The following is a 24,029-nucleotide window of genomic DNA, read 5'->3' on the forward strand; positions in this document are numbered from 1 at the left end:
GCAAAATTTGCAAATTGCAAACGCTGCTTTCGCAATCATTCGCCAATTCAGCCCTTACAGAGGGATGCCATTGTGCGTAAATTGCGAAGCATGACAACCCCTCAAGGCACCGTCGAGCTGACGGAAATCGTCTTCCCTGCCGAAGCCAACCACTACGGCACGCTGTTTGGCGGCAACGCCTTGCAGCTGATGGCCAAGGCGGCGTTTCTGGCGGCACGCGGTGCCGCAGCGCGCGACGTGGTGATGGCGGGCGTGACCGATGTGCGTTTTCTGGCACCGGTGCCCGTGGGCCATGTGCTCACGCTGCGCGCCTGGGTCAGCCGCATGGGCCGCAGCTCGCTCACCGTGTGCGTGCACGGCCTGGCCGCCACGCTGGGCTCGCCACCGGAGGCCGTGCTGCAAGGGGTTTTCGACATGGTGGCCGTGGACGCCAAAGGCCGACCCACGCCCATCGCCAGCGCCTATCTGAACCCGGAGGAGACCCCATGAACACCCCCACCACCGTTGAAACCCTGGGCTTCAAGCCCAAGAAATCCGTGGCCCTGTCGGGCGTGACGGCGGGCAACACCGCCCTGTGCACCGTGGGCCGCACGGGCAACGACCTGCACTACCGGGGCTACGACATCCTGGACATCGCCGAGGTCTGCGAGTTTGAAGAAATCGCCCACCTGCTGGTGCACGGCAAGCTGCCCACGCGTGCCGAACTGCGCGCCTACAAGGCCAAGCTCAAGGCCCTGCGCGGCCTGCCGCTGTCGGTCAAGCAAGCGCTGGAACAACTGCCCGCCGCCAGCCACCCCATGGACGTGATGCGCACGGGGGTCTCGGCCTTGGGCTGTGCGCTGCCAGAAAAGGACGACCACAACCTGCCCGGCGCGCGCGACATTGCAGACCGGTTGATGGCATCGCTGGGTTCCATGCTGCTCTACTGGTACCACTGGGCCAGCTCGGGCCGCCGCATCGAGGTGGAAACGGATGACGACTCCATCGGTGCGCACTTTTTGCACCTGCTGCACGGCACAGCACCCAGTGCGGCCTGGGAGCGTGCCATGCACACCTCGCTGAACCTGTATGCCGAGCATGAGTTCAATGCCAGCACCTTCACCGCCCGCGTGGTGGCAGGCACGGGCAGCGACATGTATTCGGCCATCACCGGCGCCATTGGTGCGCTGCGCGGCCCCAAGCATGGCGGCGCGAACGAGGTGGCCTTCGAGATCCAGAAGCGCTACGACAGCCCCGACGAGGCCGAGGCCGATATCCGCCGCCGTGTGGAGGCCAAGGAGGTCGTGATCGGCTTCGGCCACCCGGTCTACACCGTGAGCGACCCGCGCAACGTCGTCATCAAGGGCGTGGCTCGCAGCCTGTCGCACGAGGCGGGCAGCACCAAGATGTTCGACATTGCCGAGCGGCTGGAATCGGTGATGTGGGAGGTGAAAAAGATGTTTCCCAACCTCGACTGGTTCAGCGCCGTGAGCTACCACATGATGGGTGTGCCCACCGCCATGTTCACGCCGCTGTTCGTCATTGCACGCACCAGCGGCTGGGCAGCGCACATCATTGAGCAGCGCATCGACAACAAGATCATCCGGCCGAGCGCTAACTACACCGGGCCCGAAGACCTGGCGTTTGTGCCGATCCAAGACCGCAAGTAAAACAACGCCCCCAGCCCCACGCCCATGAACACCCTGTATCGCAAGCCGCTGCCCGGCACGCAGCTGGACTACTTCGACGCCCGCGCCGCTGTCGAAGCCCTGCAGCCCGGCGCCTGGGCCACCCTGCCCTACACCGCCCGAGTGCACGCTGAAAACATCGTGCGCCGCGCCGACCCGGCCACCGTCAACGACTGCCTACGCCAGCTCATCGAGCGCAAGCGCGACCGCGACTTCCCCTGGTACCCGGCGCGCGTGGTGTGCCACGACATCCTGGGCCAGACGGCGCTGGTGGATTTGGCGGGCCTGCGCGATGCGATTGCCAAGGAGGGCGGCGACCCGGCCCAGGTGAACCCCGTGGTGCCAGTGCAGCTCATCGTGGACCATTCGCTCGCCGTGGAATGTGGCGGTTTCGACCCCGATGCATTTGCCAAGAACCGCGCCATCGAAGACCGCCGCAACGAAGACCGCTTTCACTTCATCGAGTGGACGAAAAAAGCCTTTGCCAACGTGGATGTGATCCCGGCGGGGAACGGGATCATGCACCAGATCAATCTGGAAAAAATGTCGCCCGGGGTCCATGCCGACCGGGGCGTGGCCTACCCCGACACCTGCGTAGGCACCGACAGCCACACCCCGCATGTGGATGCGCTGGGCGTGATCGCCATCGGCGTGGGCGGCCTGGAGGCCGAGAACGTGATGCTGGGCCGCGCATCGATGATGCGGCTGCCCGAGATGGTGGGCGTGGAGCTGACCGGCCAGCGCCAGGACGGAATCACCGCCACCGACGTGGTGCTGGCGCTGACCGAGTTTTTGCGCAAGGCCAAGGTGGTCGGTGCCTACCTGGAGTTCTTTGGCGAAGGCGCCGCCAAGCTGACCATTGGCGACCGCGCCACCATCTCCAACATGGCGCCGGAATATGGCGCAACGGCGGCGCTGTTCAGCATCGACGAACAGACGCTGGACTACCTGCGGCTGACCGGCCGCGAGGCCAGCCAAGTCAAGCTGGTCGAGACCTATGCCAAAACCGCTGGCTTGTGGGCCGATGCGCTCGCGGGCGCTGTGTACGACCGCACCCTGCGCTTTGACCTGTCTACAGTGGTGCGCAGCCTGGCTGGCCCCTCCAACCCGCATGCGCGCGTGGCCACGTCTGACCTGGCCGCCCGGGGCATTGCGGGCCCCTGGGCCCTGCCGTCGCCGGGCGAAGGCACGATGCCCGATGGCGCCGTGGTCATCGCTGCCATCACCAGCTGCACCAACACCAGCAACCCGCGCAACGTGATCGCCGCCGCCCTGCTGGCGCGCAACGCCCACCGGCTGGGCCTCACACGCAAGCCCTGGGTCAAGACCTCGCTTGCGCCGGGCTCCCGGGCGGTGGAGCTTTACCTGAAAGAAGCCAGTCTGCTGGCCGATCTGGAGGCGCTGGGCTTTGGCATCGTCGCCTTTGCCTGCACCACCTGCAACGGCATGAGCGGTGCGCTGGACCCTGCGATTCAGCAGGAGATCATCGACCGCGACCTGTACGCCACGGCAGTGCTCTCGGGCAACCGCAACTTCGACGGGCGCATCCACCCGTATGCCAAGCAGGCGTTCCTGGCCTCTCCGCCCCTGGTCGTGGCCTATGCGATTGCGGGCACGGTGCGGTTTGACATCGAAAAGGATGTGCTGGCGGTGGTGGATGGCCAGCCTATCCGGCTCAAGGACCTGTGGCCCAGCGATGAAGAAATCGACGCCGTGGTGAAGGCCGCCGTGAAACCCGCACACTACCGCGCCGTGTACGAGCCCATGTTTGCCATCCGGCACGACGATGGCCCGCGCGTGTCGCCGCAATACGACTGGCGGCCGCAGTCCACCTACATCCGCCGCCCGCCGTACTGGGACACCAAAGGCGTTGGCGCACTGGCCGCCCACCCGCGCACCCTGCAGGGCATGCGCCCGCTGGCCATCCTTCCCGACAACATCACCACCGACCACCTCTCACCGTCCAACGCCATCCTGCCCGGCAGCGCGGCGGGCGAGTACCTGGCCCGCATGGGCGTACCCGAGGAGGACTTCAACTCTTACGCCACGCACCGGGGCGACCACCTCACCGCCCTGCGCGCCACCTTTGCCAACCCACAACTGGTCAATGAGATGGCCGTGATCGATGGCAAAGTCCAAAAAGGCTCGCTGGCCCGCGTGGAGCCCGAGGGCCAGGTGATGCGCATGTGGGAGGCCATCGAAACCTACCTGCACCGCCGCCAGCCGCTCATCATCATTGCGGGCGCCGACTACGGTCAGGGGTCGAGTCGCGACTGGGCCGCCAAGGGTGTGCGGCTGGCGGGGGTGGAGGTGGTGGTGGCCGAGGGCTTTGAGCGCATCCACCGCACCAACCTGATTGGCATGGGGGTGCTGCCGCTGGAGTTTGGGGCGGGGGTCAACCGCACCACGCTGGGGCTGGATGGGACGGAGGTGTATGACGTGGAGGGAGGCATGCAACCCCGCACCGAACTCAGCCTGGTCATCCGCCGCAAAAATGGCGAGGTCACCCGGGTGCCCATGACATGCCGCCTCGACACGGCCGAAGAGGTCTCTATCTACCAGGCGGGCGGCGTGCTGCAGCGCTTTGCGCAAGACTTTCTTGCCAAGAATACAGAACAAAAACAGGCTCTGGCGCACGCCTAGTAAGCGCCATACGCTATCAAATTTGATATTTCTCCATGAGCATCTCCCCCGCACCACAGATCCGCATCCCCGCCATCTACCTGCGCGGCGGCACCAGCAAGGGCGTGTTCTTCTGCCTGGACGACCTGCCCGCCCCCGCCCAGCAACCTGGCCCGGCGCGCGACGCGCTGCTGCTGCGCGTGCTGGGCAGCCCCGACCCGTATGGCAAGCAGATCGACGGCATGGGTAATGCCTCGTCAAGCACCAGCAAGGCAGTGATCCTGTCGCGCAGCACGCGGCCGGGGCATGACGTGGACTATCTGTTTGGCCAGGTGTCCATCGACCAGCCCTTCGTGGACTGGAGCGGCAACTGCGGCAACCTCTCGGCGGCGGTGGGACCCTGCGCCATCCACATGGGGCTGATCGATGCGGCGCGCCTTCCGCAAGACGGCACCTTTCCGGTTCGCATCTGGCAGGCCAACATCGGCAAGACCATCGTGGCGCATGTGCCCATGGCCCACGGACAGGTGCAGGAGACGGGCGACTTTGAACTGGACGGCGTGACCTTTGCAGCGGCCGAGGTGGCGCTGGAGTTCATGGACCCGGCGGACGATGGGGAAGAAGGCGGCGCCATGTTCCCCACCGGCAATGTGGTGGACACCTTGGAAGTGCCGGGCGTCGGCAGCTTTGCCGCCACGCTGATCAACGCGGGCATCCCTACCATTTTTCTCAACGCCCAGGAGCTGGGCTACACCGGCACCGAGCTGCAAGGCGCAATCAATGGCGATGCGGTAGCACTCGCACGCTTCGAGGCCATCCGCGCCAATGGCGCCTTGCGCATGGGGCTGATCCAGCAACTGAGCGCGGCCGCCACCCGCCAGCACACGCCCAAGATCGCGTTCGTCGCGCCGCCTGCGAGCTACACCGCCGCCAGCGGCAAACCCATCGATGCCAAAGACATCGACCTGCTGGTGCGCGCGCTCTCCATGGGCCAACTGCACCACGCCATGATGGGCACGGCGGCTGTGGCCATTGGCACGGCAGCAGCCATCCCCGGCACGCTGGTCAACCTGGCGGCGGGCGGTGGCGTGCGCAGCAGCGTGCGGTTTGGCCACCCCTCGGGCACCCTGCGCGTGGGGGCCGAGGCAGCACAAATCAACGGCCAGTGGAACGTGACCAAGGCCCTCATGAGCCGCAGCGCCCGCATCCTGATGGAAGGCTGGGTGCGTGTGCCTGCGGACACTTTTAAAGCAAAAATGGCCTGAAGCGCTAGCGAATCATGCGCCAGCAGCTATCAAATATATAGCTACTCAATTCACCAACCACAACATGAATACCAAACAACAACTCAAGACGCTGGCCCAGGCCCGCCGGGGCGTCATCGTGCCCGGCGCCTTCAACGCCCTCTCGGCCCGCGTGGTGGCCGACCTGGGCTTTGAAGCCCTTTACGTGACCGGCGCAGGCGTGACCAACATGTGGTTCGGCCTGCCCGACCAGGCCTTCATGGGCCTCACCGACATTGCCGACCACACGGCGCGCATCCGGGACGCGGTAGAGCTGCCGCTCATCGTCGATGCCGACACCGGCTTTGGCAACGCGCTCAACACCTACCACGCTGTGAGGGTGCTGGAGCGCGCGGGGGCCGACTGCATCCAGCTCGAAGACCAGGTCAGCCCCAAGCGCTGTGGGCATTTCAACGGCAAGGAGGTGATTGCCACCGACGAGATGCTGGGCAAGATCAAGGCCGCCGTGGACGCGCGCCGCGACGCAGGCACCCTCATCCTGGCTCGCACCGACGCCTGCGCCACCCAGGGCTTCGAGGCCGCCGTGGAGCGCGCCCGGCGGTTTGAGGAGGCTGGCGCCGACATCCTGTTTGTCGAAGCTGTCACCACCCTCGACGAGATCCGCGCCCTGCCCCAGCGGCTGGCCGCGCCGCAGCTGATGAACATGGTGATTGGCGGCAAGACCCCCATCACCAGTGCCGAAGAACTGGCCACCCTGGGCTATGGCCTGGTGCTGTACGCCAACGCGGCGCTGCAGGGCGCGGTGGCAGGCATGCAAAAGGCGCTGACGGCGCTGCGCGACCACCAGCGCATCGACGAAGACCCCGCCCTCGTGGCACCTTTTGCCGAACGCCAGCGGTTGGTGCGCAAGGCCGACTGGGATTCGCTGGAGGCCAAGTACGCCAGCGGGAGGCCATAGCGTCGCAAACGGTGCGAATGGCTTGGACGGATTGAACCAAGCAAACACCTGTCTCGTTTTTGCATTCGAGACAGCACAAGCGGTTGGCGCGGAGCACAATGGGTGAATCCGCCACACCGTGCACGCCGCCTGATGCAAAGCATTTCTTCACTGAACCTGGCGAACTTGTTGCTGGACGCCGTCTGCGTCGTTCAAACAGACAGCACGATCGTGTTTGTCAGTGCCGCGTTCGAACGCATCTTTGGATACAAGCCCGAGGAAGTCATTGGCAAGCGCATGCTGGACATGGTGCACCCCGACGACCTGCCCGCCACGCAACGCCAGGCCCAGAGCGTGACCCAGGGCGAGCTGCAGCTGCAGTTTGAAAACCGCTATGTGCGCAAGGACGGCTCCATTGCCCACATCCGCTGGACAGCACGCTGGTTGCCCGACAGGCAAGTCCGGCTGGCCGTGGCCCATGACATCACGGAGCGCAAGGCTGCAGAGTCGATGCAGGCGGTGATCTACGCCATCTCCGAAGCCGCGCACACCACGCACAACCTGCAGGCGCTGTTCCAGCACATTCATCAGATCGTGGGCGGGCTGTTGCCAGCCACCAATTTTGCGGTGGCTCTGTATGACGCGCTGAGCGACCGGCTCAGCTTTCCGTACCACGTCAACGAGTACTTGCCAGCACCTGCGACGATGGCCCTGGCCGACGACGCCCGCTATGCCGAGGTGATCCGCGGCGGTGCCACCCTGCTGCTGACGCCGGATGCGCCCATGGCACACGCCCTTGGTGGCGAGCACCAGCCCTTGTACTGGCTGGGCGTACCCCTGCAGACGCAGCGCGGGCCGCTGGGCGCGCTGGTGCTGCAAAGCTATACCGAGCAAGGCCGCTACACCGACAAGGACAAAGAGCTGCTGCAGTTCGTCTCCACCCAGGTGGCGGCCGCCATTGAACGCAAACAGATGTATGAGCGCCTGGAGCACATGGCGCAGTACGACCAGCTCACGCACCTGCCCAACCGCCAGCTGTTTCTGGACCGGCTCAAGACCGCCCTGGCGCGCGCGCGGCGCGAGCAGACGCTGCTGTCGCTGCTGTTCATTGACTTGGACCGCTTCAAGGAAGTGAACGACACGCTGGGCCACGCCATGGGCGACCTGCTGCTGCAGCGGGTGGCACAGCGGCTGCTCGAATGCGTGCGCGCGTCAGACACCGTGGCGCGGTTGGGGGGCGATGAATTTGTGGTGCTGCTCGAAGGCGGCCAGGCCCGCGAGCATGCGAGTGCAGCGGCCCACAAGATCCTCGCGGCCTTTGGGCAGGACTTTGACCTGGAAGGCCAGCGCCTGTACATCCAGCCCAGCATCGGGGTGGCCATCTACCCCGAGCATGGCGGCGAAGAACACCGCCTGCTGGGCCATGCCGACGAGGCCATGTACCTGTCCAAGCGCAACGGCGGCAACCAGGTGCGGGTGGCGCTGGCGCCCCTGTACTCCTGATACGCCTGAAGCTCCCGACGCACAGGGACCGAACCGTGCAGCCGCCGTCCACGCCCGCGAGCAGCGCCTCTTTCAACGGGCAGCCCCAAGGTGTCAAAGCCGTCATGCTGCAGCTCGCCGTGCGCTTGGGCCTGACTGCCGTGGCCGTGCCAGTGGCGCTCGCGGTGACGCTGCTGCTCTATCCGGTGTGGTCATGGCTGGAGCGCACCACGGGCATCGAAAGCGTGGGCCACAGCGGGCCCGCCGGTTGGTGCTATTTGGCAGTCTGGGTGCCTATGGCTGCAGCCCTGCTTCTGCCTCCGCTGTGGAGACTGGTGCTGGCACTTTGGCGTGGAGTTGAAGGCCCCGCGAACACCCCGCACTGAGCGCCATGTGCAGGCGCTGAGGGCAACACCCAATCAGCCCCTGTCTCTGTGCATCCCTGGAACGCAGAGACTTAATCACCAGCTCCTTAGGGGTTCTTGGGCGCAGGCCGGTCGCCCCCAGCGGATCGTCGCACAATGCGGCCTTGCATCCGCAGCCCCTTCGGCCGGATGCTCCGGCCCCTCTCCCGGCCCCTTCATCCCACCCGGCGCGCAGCGCCGCACACCCATGCTCTACAACGCCCTGAAGCTTGTCCATGTCTTGTCCATCATCGTGTGGGTGGGGGGCATGGTGTTCGCCCATTTCTTTTTTCGCCCCGCCGCGCAGTCGCTGGAGCCGCCGCAGCGCGTGCGGCTGATGCATGACGTGCTGCAGCGCTTTTTTGCGGCCGTCACTGCCGCTGTGGTGCTGGTGCTGGGCAGCGGCCTGTGGATGATCGGCCGCGCGGCCAAGCAGGCCGTACAGACGGGCGGCGTGTTCTCCATGCCGCTGGACTGGACCATCATGGCCACGCTGGGCGTGGTGATGATCGCCATCTTTGGCCATATCCGCTTTGCACTGTTCCGGCGCCTGCAGCGTGCCGTAGCGGCCTCAGACTGGCCCAGCGGCGCCAAGGCCCTGGGCAGCATCCGCAGCTGGGTGGGCGTGAACCTGGCGCTGGGTGTGGTGATCGTTGTGGTCACCCTGCTGGTCTAGCCCCACCTGGCCCTCGCTCGCATTTCGTATTGATTGGATGGGCACGCAGGCTGCCGCCCCGCGCGGTAGTGCATACCGCGTGGCCCCAGGAGTTTTGACGTTGTTCCGTTTTTTCGAAAGCCGCCTTCCCCCCTACCCGGCTGCCGAGCCGCACTTGCCGCCCAAGGCCTTCTTGGCCTTTGTGTGGGACTGCACCCGGGGCCTGCGGGGCTACGTGGCCGCCATGGCAGGCCTGTCTGCAGCCATTGCCATATACGAAGCCTTGTTGTTTGCAGTGCTGGGCGTGGTGGTGGACTGGATCTCCACCTCCGCGTCTCCGGGCACGCTGTGGGCCGAACGCAAAGCGGCGCTGATCGGCATCACCACGCTGCTGCTGGCGTCGGTGGTGCTGGTCGCCTGGCAGACCAGCATCAAGCACCAGGTGCTGGCCATCAACTTTCCGCTGCGCCTGCGCTGGAACTTCCACCGCCTGATGCTGGGACAGAGCATGGCGTTCTATGCCGACGAGTTTGCGGGCCGCATCACCACCAAGATCATGCAGACCGCGCTGGCCGTGCGCGACATGATCTTTACGACCACCGACGTGGTGATCGGCATGGGCATCTACCTGGTCACCATCCTCGTGCTGCTGGCCGGTTTTGACGCGCGGCTGCTGCTGCCGTTTGCCGCGTGGATGGTGGCCTATGGCCTGGCCTGCTGGTACTTTGTGCCGCGCCTGGGCCAGGTGGGCAAGGCGCAGGCCGACGCGCGCTCGGTGATGACCGGGCGGATCACCGACGCGTACACCAACATTGCCACCGTCAAGCTGTTCTCGCACACGCGGCGCGAATCCGAATTCGCGCGTGCCGCCATGGACGCGTTCAAGCTGACCGGCTATGCGCAGATGCGCCTGGTGAGCCTGTTCGAGATCGTCAACCAGCTGCTGGTGGTGGCCATGATTCTCGGCGCGTGCGGCACGGCCCTGTGGCTATGGTCGGCCGGCGAGGTGGGTGCGGGTGCCGTGGCGGCCGTCACCGCGATGACGCTGCGCGTATCAGGCCACGCGCACTGGGTGATGTGGGAGATGACCACCCTGTTTGAAAGCGTGGGCACCATCCAGGACGGCATCAACACGCTGACCCGACCACGCACCGTGGTGGATGCCCCCGATGCCAAACCCCTGGTCGTGACCCGGGGCGAGGTGCGCTTTGAGGACATGAGCTTTGCCTACGGCAGCGGCCCAGATGCGCGCCCGGTCATCGACCGCCTCAACCTCACGATCCGCCCCGGCGAAAAGATTGGCCTCATTGGCCGCTCGGGCGCAGGCAAGTCCACGCTGGTCAACCTGCTGCTGCGCTTTCATGATGTGCAGTCCGGCCGCATCCTCATTGACGGGCAGGACATTGCGCAGGTCACCCAGGACAGCCTGCGCCGCTACATCGGCATGGTCACGCAAGACACCTCGCTGCTGCACCGGTCCATGCGCGACAACATTCTGTACGGCCGCCCCGATGCCAGCGAGGCCGACCTGCACCAGGCGGCCGAGCGTGCCGAAGCCGCCGACTTCATCGCCACCCTCACTGACTTGCAGGGCCGCACCGGCTATGACGCCCATGTGGGCGAGCGCGGCGTGAAGCTCTCGGGCGGCCAGCGCCAGCGTGTGGCCATTGCACGCGTGATGCTGAAAGACGCGCCCATCCTGCTGCTGGACGAAGCCACCAGCGCGCTCGACTCTGAAGTGGAAGCGGCGATCCAGCAAAGCCTGGACGGCCTGATGAAAGGCAAGACCGTGATCGCCATCGCCCACCGCCTGTCCACCATCGCCGCCATGGACCGCCTCATCGTGATGGACGGGGGCCGCATTGTGGAAGAAGGCACACACGCCCAGCTGCTGGGCCAAGGCGGCGTGTATGCCCGCCTGTGGGGGCACCAGAGCGGTGGGTTCCTGGGCGAATCCGAAGAGGATTGAGCCCGCAGAGACAGACAGGCGCCCAGCCGCATGGGCGACACGCTGTCGCGCACGCGGCTGTGCCGCGGGTGTGTTGTCCCTACGGTGGCGGGTTTCAACCACCGGATGGAATCGCACCGATGATCAAAGTCACCGCCGTCTACCGCTGGCGTGAAGGTGCCACCTTCAACCACGACTACTACCACTCCGAGCACATGCGCATCGCCCGCGCGGCGCTGCAGCCACTGGGCCTTGTGCGGCTGGAAAGCGACCGAGTTCTCTACCCCGGCGAACCGCGCCCGGGCCAGATCGTGGCGTTGACCAACGCGTTCTTCGGCGATCTCACGCAGGCCCAGGCGGCCGCCAAAGCGACGATGGCCGAACTGTCGGCAGACATTCCCAACTACACCAACATCCAGCCCGATTCGTACTTTGCGCAGGTGCTGGAGCACCCTGTCACCGCCTGACCAACTCGTGGGTTTGCGGTGGGCGGCCCACCCCTACCCACGTTCACGCAAGGCCTTGAACAGCAGGCCCAGGCACACGCCCATGCCCAGCAAGGGGATGGCCGCCAGCACCGCCACCACGGCACGCGCCAGGGGCGACCAGTCAAAGTCGCGCGCCGTGCGCCACGCGCCCAGCGCGGCGATCAGGCCCAGCACCAGCATGCCCATGCGGAAGCTGGCTCCGGGTTTGAAGAAAGCCATCAGCAATGCCCCGTTGGCCACACCAATGCACAGTGCCGCATGGCCCAGGTGCCATGCAAACGTGGAGGTGGAGCGCCCATAGCGGGCATCGTCATGGGCATCGCCCTCGTCGCCCTCGTCGTCCTCTTCGCTGCGATGCCTCGGGCCTGTGCGGCTGCGCGATGGGCTGGGCACCGGCGAACGCGGAGTTTGTGGCTCTGGCGGCCTGGCTGTACCTGGGGACGGCGGGGCGCCATCGCCCCGCCCCCACTCGCCTGCGGACAGACCCGCCGCTGCCGCTGCGCCCACCACCCGCGCGGCGGCCCCACCAGGAGACTGAAGACTCGGGGCGAGTCCACGCTCTTGCAGCACAGCGCGCAGCCGCCCCGGCTCGCGCAGCGCCATCACCAGCGCCCGCACGGGACCTTGCTCCTGTGGCTTGATGCGCAGGTCGGCCACCTGCATGGTGGTGCCCCGTGTGTTGGCCAGCATGAACAGCGCCTTGGCCACCAGCGCGTCCTTGGGGCCGCCCTTACCGCTTTCGATAAAGGTGCCCAGGTTGTAGGTGGCGTCGGCGTGGCCCGCCTCGGCCGCCTGGGCATACCAGGCGCGGGCCTGGGCCAGATTCACGGGGCCGCCATAGCGGCCGTGCTCGTCGCTGGTGCCCAGGTGAAAAGCCGCGTGCGGGTCCCCTTCGCGGGCGTACCAAGCAGGCAGGTCGCGCAGGGGGTTGCCAGTCCACACCAGGGGTGCTGCGGCACCTGACGTGGACGCAGCCGCAGAAGCCGCAGCCATGGGCGCCAGGCTGAGGCCGCCGGGCGATTCAGAGGCCTCCTGGGCCTGTTTCTTTTGCTGCACCCGCTGCCGCTGCTCTTGCGCAGCGGCGTTCCACTTGGCGGCTTGCTGCGCATCCGCCGGTCCACCCCAGCCGCGCTCGAACATCACGGCCAAAAGGCGTTTGGCAGGTTCATGGTCCCAGTCCGCCGCGCGCTGGCACCAGGAGCGTGCGTTCTCAAAGTTCGGTTGCTCCCAGCCGATCACGGTCTCCAGCGCCTGCAGAAACGCGGCCACCTCGTGGCCCTGGGCCGCTGCGGGCTCCAGTGCGTCTGCCGCTTCGATGCGCTTGCGCGAGTACAAGGCCAGTTGCTCGCTGCGGGCCACGGCGTCATCCACCGCCTTGCGCTCTTCGTCCACGATCTGCAGCAGTGGCTCGCCCGGGGCGGTCTTCAGCCGCGCCATCAGGGCCTGGATGCGGGCCTTGGCCTTGTCCGGAAAGCGCTCGTAGAAGGCTTGGGCGTCCTTGCGGGTCTCCGCATCATGCGCGCCCATGAGCTGTAGCGCAGCAGCCAGATCGAAATGCCTGCGCTGTCCCATGGTGCCAAATCGCAAGGCCCGGCCCAACGCATACAGCGCATGCGGGTTGCCCCGCGCGGCCCAGCGCCGGTACTCGGCCCAGGCCCTGGCGTCATCGCCTGCCTGCCGCGCCCGTGCCGCGTGGCGCACCTGCAGATCGGGCTCTTCCGGGGCATCGCCGTTGGCCAGGTAGTGCACGCCACTTTGCGGGTCATACAGGTTCAGGCCCAGGCGGGCCGCCTGCTCCCAGCCATCGTCAAACGGTGGCCCCCAGTCAGGAAAGCGAGTGTTGATGCCCACGCCAAAGGTCGGATCGGTGATGTCAGGGCCGCCCAAGTAGATGTCCCAGAACCCGGGAAAGCGCGGCTCGACGGCCTGGGCCCACGCTGCGTACTTGGGGTTCATCGGCACCTGGGGGCCTGCCTCCACGCGCTCGTACTGCGCGTCCGCCTCGGCCTTGGTCGTGGGCCACGGCCAATCGGCGGGCTTTTCCCAGATCTGGATGGTGTAGCTCACGAATCCCTCCTCGGATGCCGCTCGGATGCGGCTTGTTGTGGGTGTTGACGTTCGTCAATTGCGAGCGAATTCTAGAAGCGCACCCCGCTCGCCTGCATCGCAGGCACTTCTCTGTTTTGTCCAGTGATGTGCCAGCACCACACCCGGATAACGCTCCCGTTTTTGGGTAAAAATGGGCTGTAGCGCTGGTATTTCATGCCCAATTAGCTCTTCTTTTTATAGCAAACCATGTCCACACCACCCCTTTCTGCCATGGCCCTTGACATGCCTGTGCCCAATGGCGAGCAGCTCAAGGCCGCGCGCGTTGCGGCCGGGCTCAGCCAGGCGCAAGCCGCCGAACTCATGGGCTACCCGCTGCAGACTGGCAGCCGGGGCGGCGTGCAGTCGCGCACCTGGCAGGCGCTGGAGAGCATGACCGACGAGCGCAACATGCAAGGGCCGGTGTTTGCGATGTTTTTGTTGCTCACCGGACAGCATCCCGATCTCATACTCGCGCCACGCTCTCCGTCGGCGGACGCCCCTGCAAACGCACCTGCGCCCGGCCCGCAATAAAAAGGGCGGAACGGCCCGAAGGCTGTTCCGCCAAGTCTTTACAGGGAGCAAAAGGGGTCAGCGGGCGATCAGTCCACCTTGATGTTGGCCGCCTTGATGACCTGCGCCCACTTGTCCACTTCGGCCTTCTGGAACGTGGCGATCTGGGCCACGCTCATGTCGGCGGGCTCCATGCCAAACCCCTTGAGTCGGGTCTGCATGTCGGGCTGGGCGAGGATTTTGCGAATCTCGTCGTGCAGGCGGCTCACCACCGGGGTGGGCGTACCCGCCGGCACAAAAATCGCCTGCCAGGACTGCACCTCGAAGTCCTTGAGCTCGGCCACACCCGACTCTGCCACTGTGGGCACATCGGGCATGGAGGCCAGGCGCTTGGGCGACGTGACGGCGATGGCGCGCAGCTTGCCGCTTTGAATGTGCGGTGCAGCCACCACCGTGGTGTCAAACATCATGTCCACCTGGCCGCTGATCACGTCCTGGATGGCGGGGCCGCTGCCCTTGTAGGGAATGTGCGTGAACTTCACGCCCGACTTGTAGGCCAGCAGTTCCACCGCCAGATGCTGTGAGCTGCCCGTGCCGGCCGACGCGGACGACAGGCCGCCCTGCTTGCCCTTGGCGGCCGTCAGCACGTCCTTCAGGGTTTTGTAGGGACTGGCGGCGGACACCACCAGCACCACCGGGTTGGTGCCGATCAGCGTGACGGGGCTGAACGACTTGATGGGGTCGTAGCCCAGCTTGGGGTACAGGCTGATGTTGATGGCATGCGAGCTGACGGTGCCGCCCAGCAGTGTGTAACCGTCCGGGGCCGAGCGCGCGGCCGCCTCCGAACCGATGCTGCCTGCGGCGCCACCCTTGTTCTCCACCACCACCGTGGTGCCCAGGGCTGTGCCCAGTTGCTGGCCGATCAGGCGGGCCAGGGTGTCGGTGGTGCCACCGGCGGCAAAGGGCACCACGTAGCTGATGGGTTTGCCGGTGGGCCAGGTGGTCTGGGCCATGGCGGGCAGCGCCATCAGCGCGCCTGCGGCTGCCAGGGCGGCGGATTGGACCAGGGTTCTGCGTTGCATGTGTTTGTCTCCTTGGGGTAATGAAAAAAGGGGTGATCTCAGGGCATGTCGACGATCTCGATCCAGTTGGGGTTCTTGCCCACTGGAACGCGGGTGGGTGCGCCGGGCAGACCCGTGGCTGCGTCGATCGGGTGCAGGGCGACGTGGTGTGAATCCTGCCCCGCGGCAATCAGGAAGCGACCCGATGCGTCCACCGCAAAACCGCGCGGCGTCTTTTCGGTGGGCTCCTGCCCCAGCGGTTGCAGCTGCCCCGTGGCGGCATCGACGCGAAATGCGCTCAGCGTGCTGGAGGTGCGCTCCGACGCATACAGCGTGCGGCCGTCGGGCGACAGGTGAATATCGGCGGCCCAGGGCTTGCCGGTAAAACCTGCTGGCAATGTGGTAGTGCGCTGCAGCTGGCGCAGGGTGCCGCGCTCTTTGTCGTAGGCCATCACATGCAGGGCAGCATCCAGCTCGTCCAGCAGGTACAGGTGGCGCTGGTCGCGGCTCCAGACAAAGTGGCGGGGGCCGGATTTTTCGGGCGCCACGGAGGTCAGCGCGGGCTCGTGGGCGGTGAGCTTGCCCGTCTCGGCATCGAACTTCCAGGCCGACAGATGGTCGCCACCCAGGCTGGTCGCCAAGACATAGCGGTTGGCGGCGTCCGCGTGGATGGCATGCGCGTTGGGGGCGGTGGGGATGAGCTGCTGCACCGCTCCCACGACACCGTCCTTGCCAATGCTGTTGACCGTGATCTTGTGTCCGGGGTAGGAGGCTGCGAACAGCCAGCGCCCGGTGGCGTCGGTGTCGATATTGGCCATGCTGTCGGCCAACGGCGCCTCGCCCAGCTTGCGCAGCTTGCCGCTGGCCGGGTCAATGGCCAGGCTGACCACCCGAAACGGCTGCGAGCGCAGCGCCACATAGAGCACGCGTTTGTCCGGGCTGACAGCCATGGGCATGGCGGTGCCCCCCACTGCCGTGGTGTCTACGGGCTTGAGCGTTCCGGCGGCGCGGTCCAGCTCCAGCACCGAGACATCCTGGCTGTCTGCGTTGGCCACGTACACCCACGTGGCGGCCTGCGCCGCCTGGGCGCCCAACACGGCAGCGACGGCCAGCGCCACGGGCGCGGCCCGGCGATGGATGCGGAATGGGAGGGTCATGCAATGTCCTTTGAGAGTGGCCGCACAACGGCTGTCAAGCGCGCTGGCCATCGTGGTTGCTGGGGTTTCGCTGCCTTGCTGGAGGCCACTTGGAGCGTGGCGAAACCGCTGGGGATTGCTCATTTGTGATATGTCGTCATACAACAAGGTTGGCATTCTGACCCAGGACAGACAGGGATGGAGAAAGGGATTACCCGAAGTGATGCATGAACTAAAACGCCCGTCCATTGGCCTTTCCCGAAGATTTACAGCCCAAAAATCTCAGTACAAACCCTGAAATTCCGTTGAATATGCCCACAACCCACGAGCAAGGGATTGTGTTTTTTCGAGCCCAGTTGTACGATGACTAACAACACAAACACACGGAGACCTTCCATGAGCCTGCAACGTCGCGCAATTCTTCTGGCCTGCACCGCCGCTCTGGCTGCGGCATCCGCCACGGCCCAAACCGCTGACTGGCCCACCAAGACCTTGCGCATCGTGGTGCCCTACCCACCAGGCGGCAGCTCGGACATCATTGCGCGCTCCATCAGCCAGGCGCTGTCCGAGTCACTCAAGCAAAGCGTGATCGTCGAGAACAAACCCGGCGCCAATGGCAATCTGGGCGCCGACTTTGTGGCCAAGGCCGAGCCCGATGGCTACACCATGCTGCTGTGCGATGTGGGTGCACTGGCCATCAGCCCCTCGGTCTACACCAAGCTGTCGTTCGACCCGTCCAAAGGCCTGCGCGGTGTGACCATGCTGGCCTACTCGCCCCACCTGCTGGTGGTGCACCCTTCGGTGCCGGTGAACAACCTCAAGGAGTTGATCGCCTACTCCAAGAAGAACGAGCTGAACTTTGCCGTGACGGCCACAGGTAGCGCCCCGCACCTGGCCGGCGTTGCGCTGGAGCGCGCCAGCGGTGCACGTTGGCAGTACATCCCCTACAAGGGCGGCGTCACCGCCATCCAGGACACCGTGGCAGGCCAGACCCAGGTGCTAATGAACGGCATGCTGGCCACCCTGCCCCAGGTGCAGAACGGCAAGCTCAAGGTGCTGGGCGTTTCCAAGTCCACCCGCATGCCGCTGATCGGTGACGTGCCCACGATTGCCGAGCAAGGTGTGGCCGGCTACGAGTCGGGCACCTGGCAAGGCGTCCTGCTGCCACGCGGCACTCCCGATGCCGTGGTGCAAAAGCTCAACAAGGCACTCATCACCGCCATCCGCGCGCCCGAGATCCGCTCGCGCCTGGCCGGCCAAGGCGCCGAAGTGGTGACCATGACCTCTACCGAACAGGACCAGTTCTTCGCCAAGGAACGCGCGCGCTGGGCCAGCGTGGTGAAGGCCGCCAACATCAAACTCGACTGAGCGCCAAGCACACCCGTTTCATTCACATTTCTCTCCCGCTGCACTGATCATGACCCCGCAAGAACTCAAAACCATCATGGGCTCCGGCCTGCTCTCGTTCCCCATCACCGACTTCGACGAGCAAGGCAACTTCCGCCCCAAGACCTACATCGAGCGCCTGGAGTGGCTCGCCCCTTACGGTGCCAGCGCTCTGTTTGCCGCCGGTGGCACGGGTGAATACTTCTCTCTCTCGGGCCCCGAGTACAGCGAGGTGATCAAGACGGCGGTGGAGACCTGCCGGGGCAAGGTGCCGATCATTGCCGGCGCCGGTGGCCCCACCCGCACGGCCATTGCCCACGCGCAGGAGGCCGAGCGTCTGGGTGCCCACGGCATCCTGCTGCTGCCGCATTACCTGACCGAAGCCGGGCAGGAAGGTCTGATCGCCCATGTGGAGCAGGTCTGCAAGAGCGTGAAGTTCGGTGTGATCGTCTACAACCGTGACCGCACCAAGCTCACGGCCGAGTCCCTGGCCATCCTGGCCGAGCGTTGTCCGAACCTGGTGGGGTTCAAGGATGGTGTGGGCAATATCGAGACCATGTCTTCCATCTACATGAAGCTGGGGGACCGCTTCTCGTACCTGGGCGGCCTGCCCACGGCCGAGGTGTATGCGGCGGCCTACAAGGCGCTGGGCACGCCGGTGTATTCGTCGGCGGTGTTCAACTTCATCCCCAAGACGGCGATGGAGTTCTACCAGGCGGTGGCGACGGACGACACGGCCACGCAGCACCGGCTGCTCAAGTCGTTCTTCATGCCGTACCTGGCCATCCGCAACCGGGTGGAGGGTTATGGGGTGTCGATCATCAAGGCGGGGGCGCGCATCGTAGGCCATGACGGTGGACCGGTGCGGGCACCGCTGGTGGACCTCAAGCCCAGCGAGATGGAAGAGCTCAAGGCGCTGATTGACAAGCTCGGGCCGCAGTAAGAACCGGCTGCTTCGGGGCCTGTTCAGGGCCTGGTTTTCCAGGCCCTCGTTTTTTCCCCAGTGAAAACCAACACCCCAGGCCCGGCCGTGCACAGGTCCGGGGGCAGTCCTGGCACGCCCATTCCACAACTATCAACACAACAACGGAGACAGACAAGATGTTCAAGCAAATCATTCTGGCCGCAGCCGCCGCCGTCACCCTTGCCTCGCTCGCAGGTTGCGCCACCGGTGCGGCAGCCACCGGCTCCTCGGCGTCGGCCGAACAAGCCGTGGCAGCCGCCGCAGAAAAGCTGCGCGTGGCCATGATCGACCCCACGCCTGCGGCGCTGACGGCCTTGGTGGCCGACGACCTGAGCTACGGCCACTCCGGCGGCCGCGTGGACACCAAGGACAGCTTCATCGGCGACCTGATCGCCGGCAAGTCCGACTTCGTGACCATTGCCATCACCGACCAGACCATCAAGGTCGTGGGCAACACCGCCATCGTGCGCCACACCCTCACGGCCGACACCAACGACTCGGGCAAGCCCGGCAAGGTGCAGATCAAGATCCTGGGCGTGTGGCAACTGCAAGGCGGCCAGTGGAAGCTGCTGGCCCGCCAGGCCGTGCGCGTCGCGGCTTGATGTAAACACATTGGGGCGGCCGTGTGCCGCCCTTCGTATTTCTGACACCGCCGCCCCACAAAACCATGACCACAGCCACCCGCCACCGCATCCTGCAAATCGGCCGCATGCCCCTTCCCGCACTGGAGGCCGAAATGGCGGCCCGGTACGACGTCACCTGCCTGGCAGACCAGCCCGATCCAGCGGCTTTTCTGGCGGCGCGCGGTGCGGAGTTCACGGGGGTGGTGACCACCGCAGCCATTGGCCTCAAGGGCGAAGTCATCGCAGCCCTGCCCCACCTTCGGGTCATCAGCAGTTTTGGCGTGGGTTTTGATGCGCTGGACATCGATGCAGCCACGGCGCGCGGCGTGCAGGTGGGCTACACACCCGGCGTGCTCAACGACTGCGTGGCCGACATGGCGTTTGCGCTGATGCTGGATGTGTCACGCCACGTGGCCGCCAGCGACCGTTTTGTGCGCCGCGGGGAATGGCCGAAGGCCCGGTATGCGCTGGGTACCCGCGTGTCGGGCAAGCGCCTGGGCATTGTGGGCATGGGCCGCATCGGCCAAGCGGTGGCCGAACGCGCGGCGGGCTTTCGCATGGAGCTGGGCTACCACAACCGCCGTCCGGCGCAGGGTTGCGCACTGCCCTACTTCGAGTCGGTGAACGCGCTGGCGCAATGGGCCGACTACCTCGTCCTCACCGTTGCAGGCGGCACTGCAACGCGCCACCTCGTCAACAGCGATGTGCTGGAGGCGTTGGGCCCCAACGGATTTCTCATCAATGTGGCGCGTGGCAGTGTGGTGGACGAGGCGGCACTGATCGATGCGCTGACCGAGCGCCGCATTGCCGGCGCCGGGCTGGACGTGTTTGAGAACGAACCCAGCGTGCCCGCCGCGCTGATGGCGCTGGACAACGTGGTGCTGACCCCGCACACCGCCAGCGCCACCCACGAAACCCGCCGCGCCATGGGAGACCTGGTGCTGGAGAACCTGGCATCCTTCTTTGCGACGGGCGCCGTGCGGACGCCGGTGCCGGGCACGCCGGGCGCTTGAGCCCGCCACGGCGCCCTGCGTGACGCAGCTGCCCTCACAGGGAGGGTGTGGAGCGGCTCAGCGCGTCACTTCACGCGGTCGCGCGAGATGTCCATGATCATGCGCGTGGCCAGGTACAGGCGCGGCACGATGGTGTTGATCTGCACGTACTCCGCATCGTTGGAGTGCGCGCCGTAGCCCGACAGGCCCATGCCCTCCACCACCGCGCCCTTGGTCTTGAGCGCGGCAAACGCTGCATCGGTGCCGCCGCCCGTGGCTTTCTCCACCACGTTGAGCGACATGCCCAGCTCCTGGTAGATGACCTTGCCGTAGCCCGCCACGCGGCGGGATGCGTCGCTGGCCTCCAGCGGCGGGCGGCGCACTTCAAACTTCACATCCACCTTGGAGGCAGGCAGCAGTTTGCTCTTGACCTTCTCTTGCAGGCTCTTCTCCAGCCCGTCAAAGTCCGCCACACGAAGCGCACGCGCATCGGCCTGGGCGGTGGCCTCGGCCGGGATCACGTTGCGGTTGGTGCCCGCCTTCGACACCGTCCAGTTCAGCTTGAGGCCTTCGTCGGTCTTGGACAAGTCCTTCATCTGCAGCAGCTGGTGCGACAGTTCGTAGAGTGCATTCACGCCGTCTTCGGGTTTGGCCCCGGCGTGCGACGCTTTTCCCTGCACCGTGAGGTAGGCCGCTCCAATGCCGCTGGTGGCCAGACGCAGCGTGCCGTCGGTGCCGCCACCTTCGAAGGAGAGCACTACGTCCTGCTCAGCCGCCACGCGGGTGATGGTGCTGCGCCAGCCGGGCGAGCTGATTTCCTCGTCGCCATTGATCAGCACGGTGAGCGTGCCGTAGTCCTTGAAATTGAGCTTTTGCAGCAGGGCCACGGTGTGGATGATGAGCGCGATGCCCTGCTTGTCGTCCGAGATGCCCAGGCCATAGGCCTTGTCGCCATCGATGCGAAACGGCTGGCCTTTGAGCATGCCCTTCAGGTACACGGTGTCCATGTGCGCGATGAGCATGATCCTCTTGCTGCCCGTGCCTTTGAACACGGCCTGTACAGCGGGGCCCACCTTCTCCGGGGTGTCGTCCAGGCGATAGATATCGCTGGTCTGGAGCACGTCCACCGTGCCGCCCAGTTGCTTGAGCTGGCCAGCAATGCGCTCCGCGATCTGGTTCAGGCCCTCGATGTCCTTGCTGCCTGACTCGATGTGCACCAGGTCACGCAGGGTGTCGAGCAGGGGTTGCTGCTCCTTCTGGGCCAGCGCATGGACTTCGGCCACGGGCGCAGCCTGGGCCACTGCGGCGGCAAACGCCAGCGCCAGCGAGGCTATCAATGGGCGGACAAAAGAAGGGACTGATTGCGGACGGCACAGCGAGTGGTGCATGGTGCAAAGGCTCGGTGAAGGGATGAGGAAGGTCATTATGGAGTCTTGCAACACTGATTTCAAACACACCGCTTTCTTGCAATATTCCAGTCAGCGCTTGCAGTGTCAGCCTCAGCCCACTGGCGCAAACACCTCGGGGCACAGCCGTGACTTGCGGCCCCTGGGTTCAAACAGCCACATGCCATACAGCGGCAGCGATTCCGCCAGCCGCAGCGGAGCCACGAGCGCAGACGCGCCGCCCAGCAGCGCGGGGTGCGGCACAACAGCCAGCAGATCGGACTGCGCCACCAGGTGCAGCAGGCTGGCAAAGTCGGGGCAGCGCACGGACATCTTGGGGGCGGGCATGCGGCGCACGCGGTGCGCTTCCGTCAACACATCCACCGGCCCGCTGACGCTGGACCCCACACAGGCCCACGCAGCACCCTGCAGTTGCACCAGCGACTGGGCCCGGGCCAGAGGGTGGCCTTTGCGCGCATAGACCTGGGGATGCAGCTCGTACAGGGGCCGCTCCACCACGTCGGGGTGCGCAAACTTGCGCGGCTTGGGGGCGATGACCGCATCAAAGCGCCGCTGCAGCAGGCCTTCCAGCAGGCTGCCCTCATCGGCCGTCGCCATCTCCAGGGAGCGCCGGGCGTTGGGCAAACACCAGCTGGCATACAGCAGCGGGCCGCAGACCAGCGCTGCTGAAGACGTGAGCCCCACCCGCAGCTTATGCCGGTCTGGCGTAGCCACCGAAGCGCGGGGCAGCGCCTCCACCCCCTGTGCCAGCGGCAGTGCCTGCGCGGCCACGGCACGGGCGAGGTCGGTGGCCACATAGCGGCGCCCTTCACGCACCAGCAAGGGCTGTGTAAAGTGGGCTTGCAGTGCTTTCATGCCATGGCTGATCGCGGGCTGCGACACGCCGCAGGCATTTGCCGCCAAGGCAAACGAGCCTTTTTCGACGATCGCATGGAGGTATTGCAGATAGCGCAGATACATAAACACCTTTTATGTATAAGCCTCCATTGTCTCTTGTCGCACGGCGCGGACTTGGCGAAGCTACGCACTCCACTCCACGACCTTTGCAACGCCGCGTATGAGCCCTACCCCCATCAACACCGTCCGCACCTACCTCGCCCACCTGCACGCCAGCCATACCGAGGGGCTGATCGCCTGCTTTGAAGACGATGGCGTGGTGCATTCGCCCTTTCTGGGCACCATGCGTGCGAGCGACTTTTTCCAAAAGCTCGCCCAGGCCTCCAGCGGCAGCGTGATCACGGTGCTGGATTTGTTTGCCTCTGCACAACCGAGCCAGAACGGGTCGGTGCGCGTGGCGGCCTACTTCCGCTACGACTGGACCTTGAACGATGGCCGCGAGGTAACCTTCACCTGCGTGGATGTGTTCACGTTCGACGCGGGCAGCACCCGCATCCGCGACATGAACATCGTCTACGACACCCACCCGCTGCGCGAAGAGGTGGGCGACAAGTACGCACGGGACTAGGCTACAAAAGTTCTACGCCCTTGAGCGTCACAAAACTCGTCTCCCGCGTCACCTGCACAAAGTCCTGCAGGTACGGCTTGGCCGACAGGCTGGGCAGGCAGGCGGCGTGCAGCTCGCCGCGCAGACCTTTGTCACCAAGCCCTGCCGCGATGGGCCGCGCCGTCACATACCCCCGGTCCAGGTAACTCTGCACCGCCCACAGCGGCAGCGCCGCCACGCCGCGCCCGCTGGCCACCAGCTGCAGCATGGCCACTGTCAGCTCGGTGGTGCGGCGCGGGGGGCGTACACCGGCGGGCTCCAGCACCTGGCGGATAAGGTCCAGCATTTCGTCGGGCACGGGGTAGGTGATGATGGTCTGGTCGGCGAAGTCCTGCGCCACCAGGTGTGGTTTGGCCGCCAGCGGGTGCGTGTTGGCCAGCAGCGCGCGGATCTCGAAGCCAAACAGCGCGTGGTAGTCCACGCCCGCCTCGTCGGCATCCACCTCTGACACGATGGCCACATCGGCCCGGCCCTGGTGCAGCAGGCCCACGGGGTCGGCATGGAAGCCGCTCACGATGTCCAACTCCACCTCGGGCCAGCGGGTGCGGAAGGCGTCCATGGCGGGCATCAGCCAGTCAAAGCAGGTGTGGCATTCCACCGCAATGCGCATCTGCCCGCCCTGCCCCAGCACCAGGCGGGCGATGTCGCGCTCGGCCCCTTCCACCTGCGGCAGCACGGCGTCGGCCAGCGCCAGCAGGCGTTCGCCCACGGCGGTGAACTGCGGTGGCACCGATTTGCGCTCAAACAGCGGCTGGCCGTAGCGCTCTTCCAGCAGCTTGATCTGGTGCGACAGCGCCGACTGCGTGAGGTTGAGCAACTGCGCGGCCCGCACCAGGCTGCCGCTGTCGCGCAGGGCGACCAGCGTGCGCAGGTGGCGCACTTCCAGAATCGACTGATTCATTATTAATTTTC

22 protein-coding genes are annotated in these 24,029 nt (G+C 65.7%); 16 read left to right on the top strand and 6 right to left on the bottom strand.

Features of this window, described 5'->3' with window-relative positions:
• The first annotated feature begins 90 nt into the window (after positions 1-90).
• The 10 genes from C380_RS12345 (at position 91) to C380_RS12390 (ending at position 11,426) form a co-directional block, all read left to right on the top strand.
• Positions 91-489 carry an acyl-CoA thioesterase gene (locus C380_RS12345; RefSeq protein WP_015014188.1) on the top strand — a complete coding sequence of 133 codons (399 nt, stop codon included), beginning with the start codon at positions 91-93 and terminating at the stop codon, positions 487-489.
• The gene (prpC, locus tag C380_RS12350; protein ID WP_015014189.1) at positions 486-1,649 is read left to right on the top strand and encodes a 2-methylcitrate synthase; all 1,164 of its coding nucleotides are present in this window, start codon (positions 486-488) and stop codon (positions 1,647-1,649) included. Before C380_RS12345 ends, prpC begins: the two co-directional genes overlap by 4 nt.
• Positions 1,650-1,673: 24 nt before the next feature.
• Entirely contained in the window at positions 1,674-4,310 is a 2,637-nt protein-coding gene (gene acnD, locus C380_RS12355) for a Fe/S-dependent 2-methylisocitrate dehydratase AcnD (protein ID WP_015014190.1), read from the top strand.
• A gap of 41 nt (positions 4,311-4,351) precedes the next feature.
• Positions 4,352-5,554, top strand: coding sequence for a 2-methylaconitate cis-trans isomerase PrpF (gene prpF, locus C380_RS12360; protein ID WP_043566500.1), 1,203 nt, complete (start codon positions 4,352-4,354; stop codon positions 5,552-5,554).
• 64 nt (positions 5,555-5,618) lie between these two features.
• The gene (locus C380_RS12365; RefSeq protein ID WP_015014192.1) at positions 5,619-6,491 is read left to right on the top strand and encodes an oxaloacetate decarboxylase; all 873 of its coding nucleotides are present in this window, start codon (positions 5,619-5,621) and stop codon (positions 6,489-6,491) included.
• 132 nt (positions 6,492-6,623) lie between these two features.
• Positions 6,624-7,973: a bifunctional diguanylate cyclase/phosphodiesterase gene (locus C380_RS12370; protein ID WP_015014193.1), complete on the top strand. Its 1,350-nt coding sequence runs from the start codon at positions 6,624-6,626 to the stop codon at positions 7,971-7,973.
• 35 nt (positions 7,974-8,008) lie between these two features.
• Positions 8,009-8,338, top strand: coding sequence for a hypothetical protein (locus C380_RS12375; protein WP_015014194.1), 330 nt, complete (start codon positions 8,009-8,011; stop codon positions 8,336-8,338).
• Positions 8,339-8,564: 226 nt separating this feature from the next.
• The gene (locus C380_RS12380) at positions 8,565-9,032 is read left to right on the top strand and encodes a CopD family protein (protein ID WP_015014195.1); all 468 of its coding nucleotides are present in this window, start codon (positions 8,565-8,567) and stop codon (positions 9,030-9,032) included.
• 100 nt (positions 9,033-9,132) lie between these two features.
• Positions 9,133-10,980 (top strand): ABC transporter ATP-binding protein, encoded by a 1,848-nt coding sequence (locus C380_RS12385; protein ID WP_015014196.1) that lies wholly within the window; start codon positions 9,133-9,135, stop codon positions 10,978-10,980.
• Positions 10,981-11,099: 119 nt separating this feature from the next.
• Entirely contained in the window at positions 11,100-11,426 is a 327-nt protein-coding gene (locus C380_RS12390; protein ID WP_015014197.1) for an EthD family reductase, read from the top strand.
• A gap of 33 nt (positions 11,427-11,459) precedes the next feature.
• Here C380_RS12390 and C380_RS12395 read toward each other — a convergent pair whose 3' ends face one another.
• Positions 11,460-13,514, bottom strand: a complete 2,055-nt coding sequence (locus C380_RS12395; RefSeq protein WP_015014198.1) for a tetratricopeptide repeat protein — start codon at positions 13,512-13,514, stop codon at positions 11,460-11,462.
• A 252-nt stretch (positions 13,515-13,766) separates the two neighbouring features.
• On the opposite strand from C380_RS12395, the gene C380_RS12400 reads away from it, so the two are divergent.
• Positions 13,767-14,066: a helix-turn-helix transcriptional regulator gene (locus C380_RS12400; RefSeq protein ID WP_238544016.1), complete on the top strand. Its 300-nt coding sequence runs from the start codon at positions 13,767-13,769 to the stop codon at positions 14,064-14,066.
• Positions 14,067-14,134: 68 nt separating this feature from the next.
• Here C380_RS12400 and C380_RS12405 read toward each other — a convergent pair whose 3' ends face one another.
• Positions 14,135-15,127: a tripartite tricarboxylate transporter substrate binding protein gene (locus tag C380_RS12405; RefSeq protein ID WP_015014200.1), complete on the bottom strand. Its 993-nt coding sequence runs from the start codon at positions 15,125-15,127 to the stop codon at positions 14,135-14,137.
• A 38-nt stretch (positions 15,128-15,165) separates the two neighbouring features.
• Positions 15,166-16,263 (bottom strand): beta-propeller fold lactonase family protein, encoded by a 1,098-nt coding sequence (locus C380_RS12410; protein WP_015014201.1) that lies wholly within the window; start codon positions 16,261-16,263, stop codon positions 15,166-15,168.
• Positions 16,264-16,638: 375 nt separating this feature from the next.
• Between C380_RS12410 and C380_RS12415 the strand changes: the two genes are divergently transcribed.
• The 4 genes from C380_RS12415 (at position 16,639) to C380_RS12430 (ending at position 20,228) form a co-directional block, all read left to right on the top strand.
• A complete protein-coding gene (locus C380_RS12415; protein ID WP_015014202.1) occupies positions 16,639-17,610 on the top strand; it encodes a tripartite tricarboxylate transporter substrate binding protein in 972 nt (323 codons plus the stop codon).
• Positions 17,611-17,659: 49 nt separating this feature from the next.
• Complete coding sequence (gene kdgD / locus C380_RS12420; RefSeq protein ID WP_015014203.1) at positions 17,660-18,571, top strand: 5-dehydro-4-deoxyglucarate dehydratase; 912 nt, start codon at positions 17,660-17,662, stop codon at positions 18,569-18,571.
• A gap of 158 nt (positions 18,572-18,729) precedes the next feature.
• On the top strand, positions 18,730-19,194 hold the full coding sequence (locus tag C380_RS12425) for a nuclear transport factor 2 family protein (protein ID WP_015014204.1): 465 nt from the start codon (positions 18,730-18,732) through the stop codon (positions 19,192-19,194).
• 65 nt (positions 19,195-19,259) lie between these two features.
• Positions 19,260-20,228 carry a 2-hydroxyacid dehydrogenase gene (locus tag C380_RS12430; RefSeq protein WP_015014205.1) on the top strand — a complete coding sequence of 323 codons (969 nt, stop codon included), beginning with the start codon at positions 19,260-19,262 and terminating at the stop codon, positions 20,226-20,228.
• Between the two features lie 65 nt (positions 20,229-20,293).
• On the opposite strand, the gene C380_RS12435 is transcribed toward C380_RS12430, so the two are convergent.
• Both C380_RS12435 and C380_RS12440 read right to left on the bottom strand, forming a co-directional pair.
• Positions 20,294-21,595, bottom strand: a complete 1,302-nt coding sequence (locus C380_RS12435; protein WP_043565382.1) for a M20/M25/M40 family metallo-hydrolase — start codon at positions 21,593-21,595, stop codon at positions 20,294-20,296.
• Positions 21,596-21,706: 111 nt separating this feature from the next.
• Complete coding sequence (locus tag C380_RS12440) at positions 21,707-22,573, bottom strand: LysR family transcriptional regulator (RefSeq protein WP_015014207.1); 867 nt, start codon at positions 22,571-22,573, stop codon at positions 21,707-21,709.
• 97 nt (positions 22,574-22,670) lie between these two features.
• Between C380_RS12440 and C380_RS12445 the strand changes: the two genes are divergently transcribed.
• A complete protein-coding gene (locus C380_RS12445) occupies positions 22,671-23,078 on the top strand; it encodes a nuclear transport factor 2 family protein (protein WP_015014208.1) in 408 nt (135 codons plus the stop codon).
• Between the two features lies 1 nt (position 23,079).
• Here the strand turns inward: C380_RS12445 and C380_RS12450 are convergent, their stop codons facing one another.
• On the bottom strand, positions 23,080-24,018 hold the full coding sequence (locus tag C380_RS12450) for a LysR family transcriptional regulator (protein WP_015014209.1): 939 nt from the start codon (positions 24,016-24,018) through the stop codon (positions 23,080-23,082).
• Between the last annotated feature and the right edge of the window lie 11 nt (positions 24,019-24,029).

The sequence above is a fragment of the Acidovorax sp. KKS102 genome (assembly GCF_000302535.1).
Lineage (GTDB): Bacteria > Pseudomonadota > Gammaproteobacteria > Burkholderiales > Burkholderiaceae_C > Acidovorax.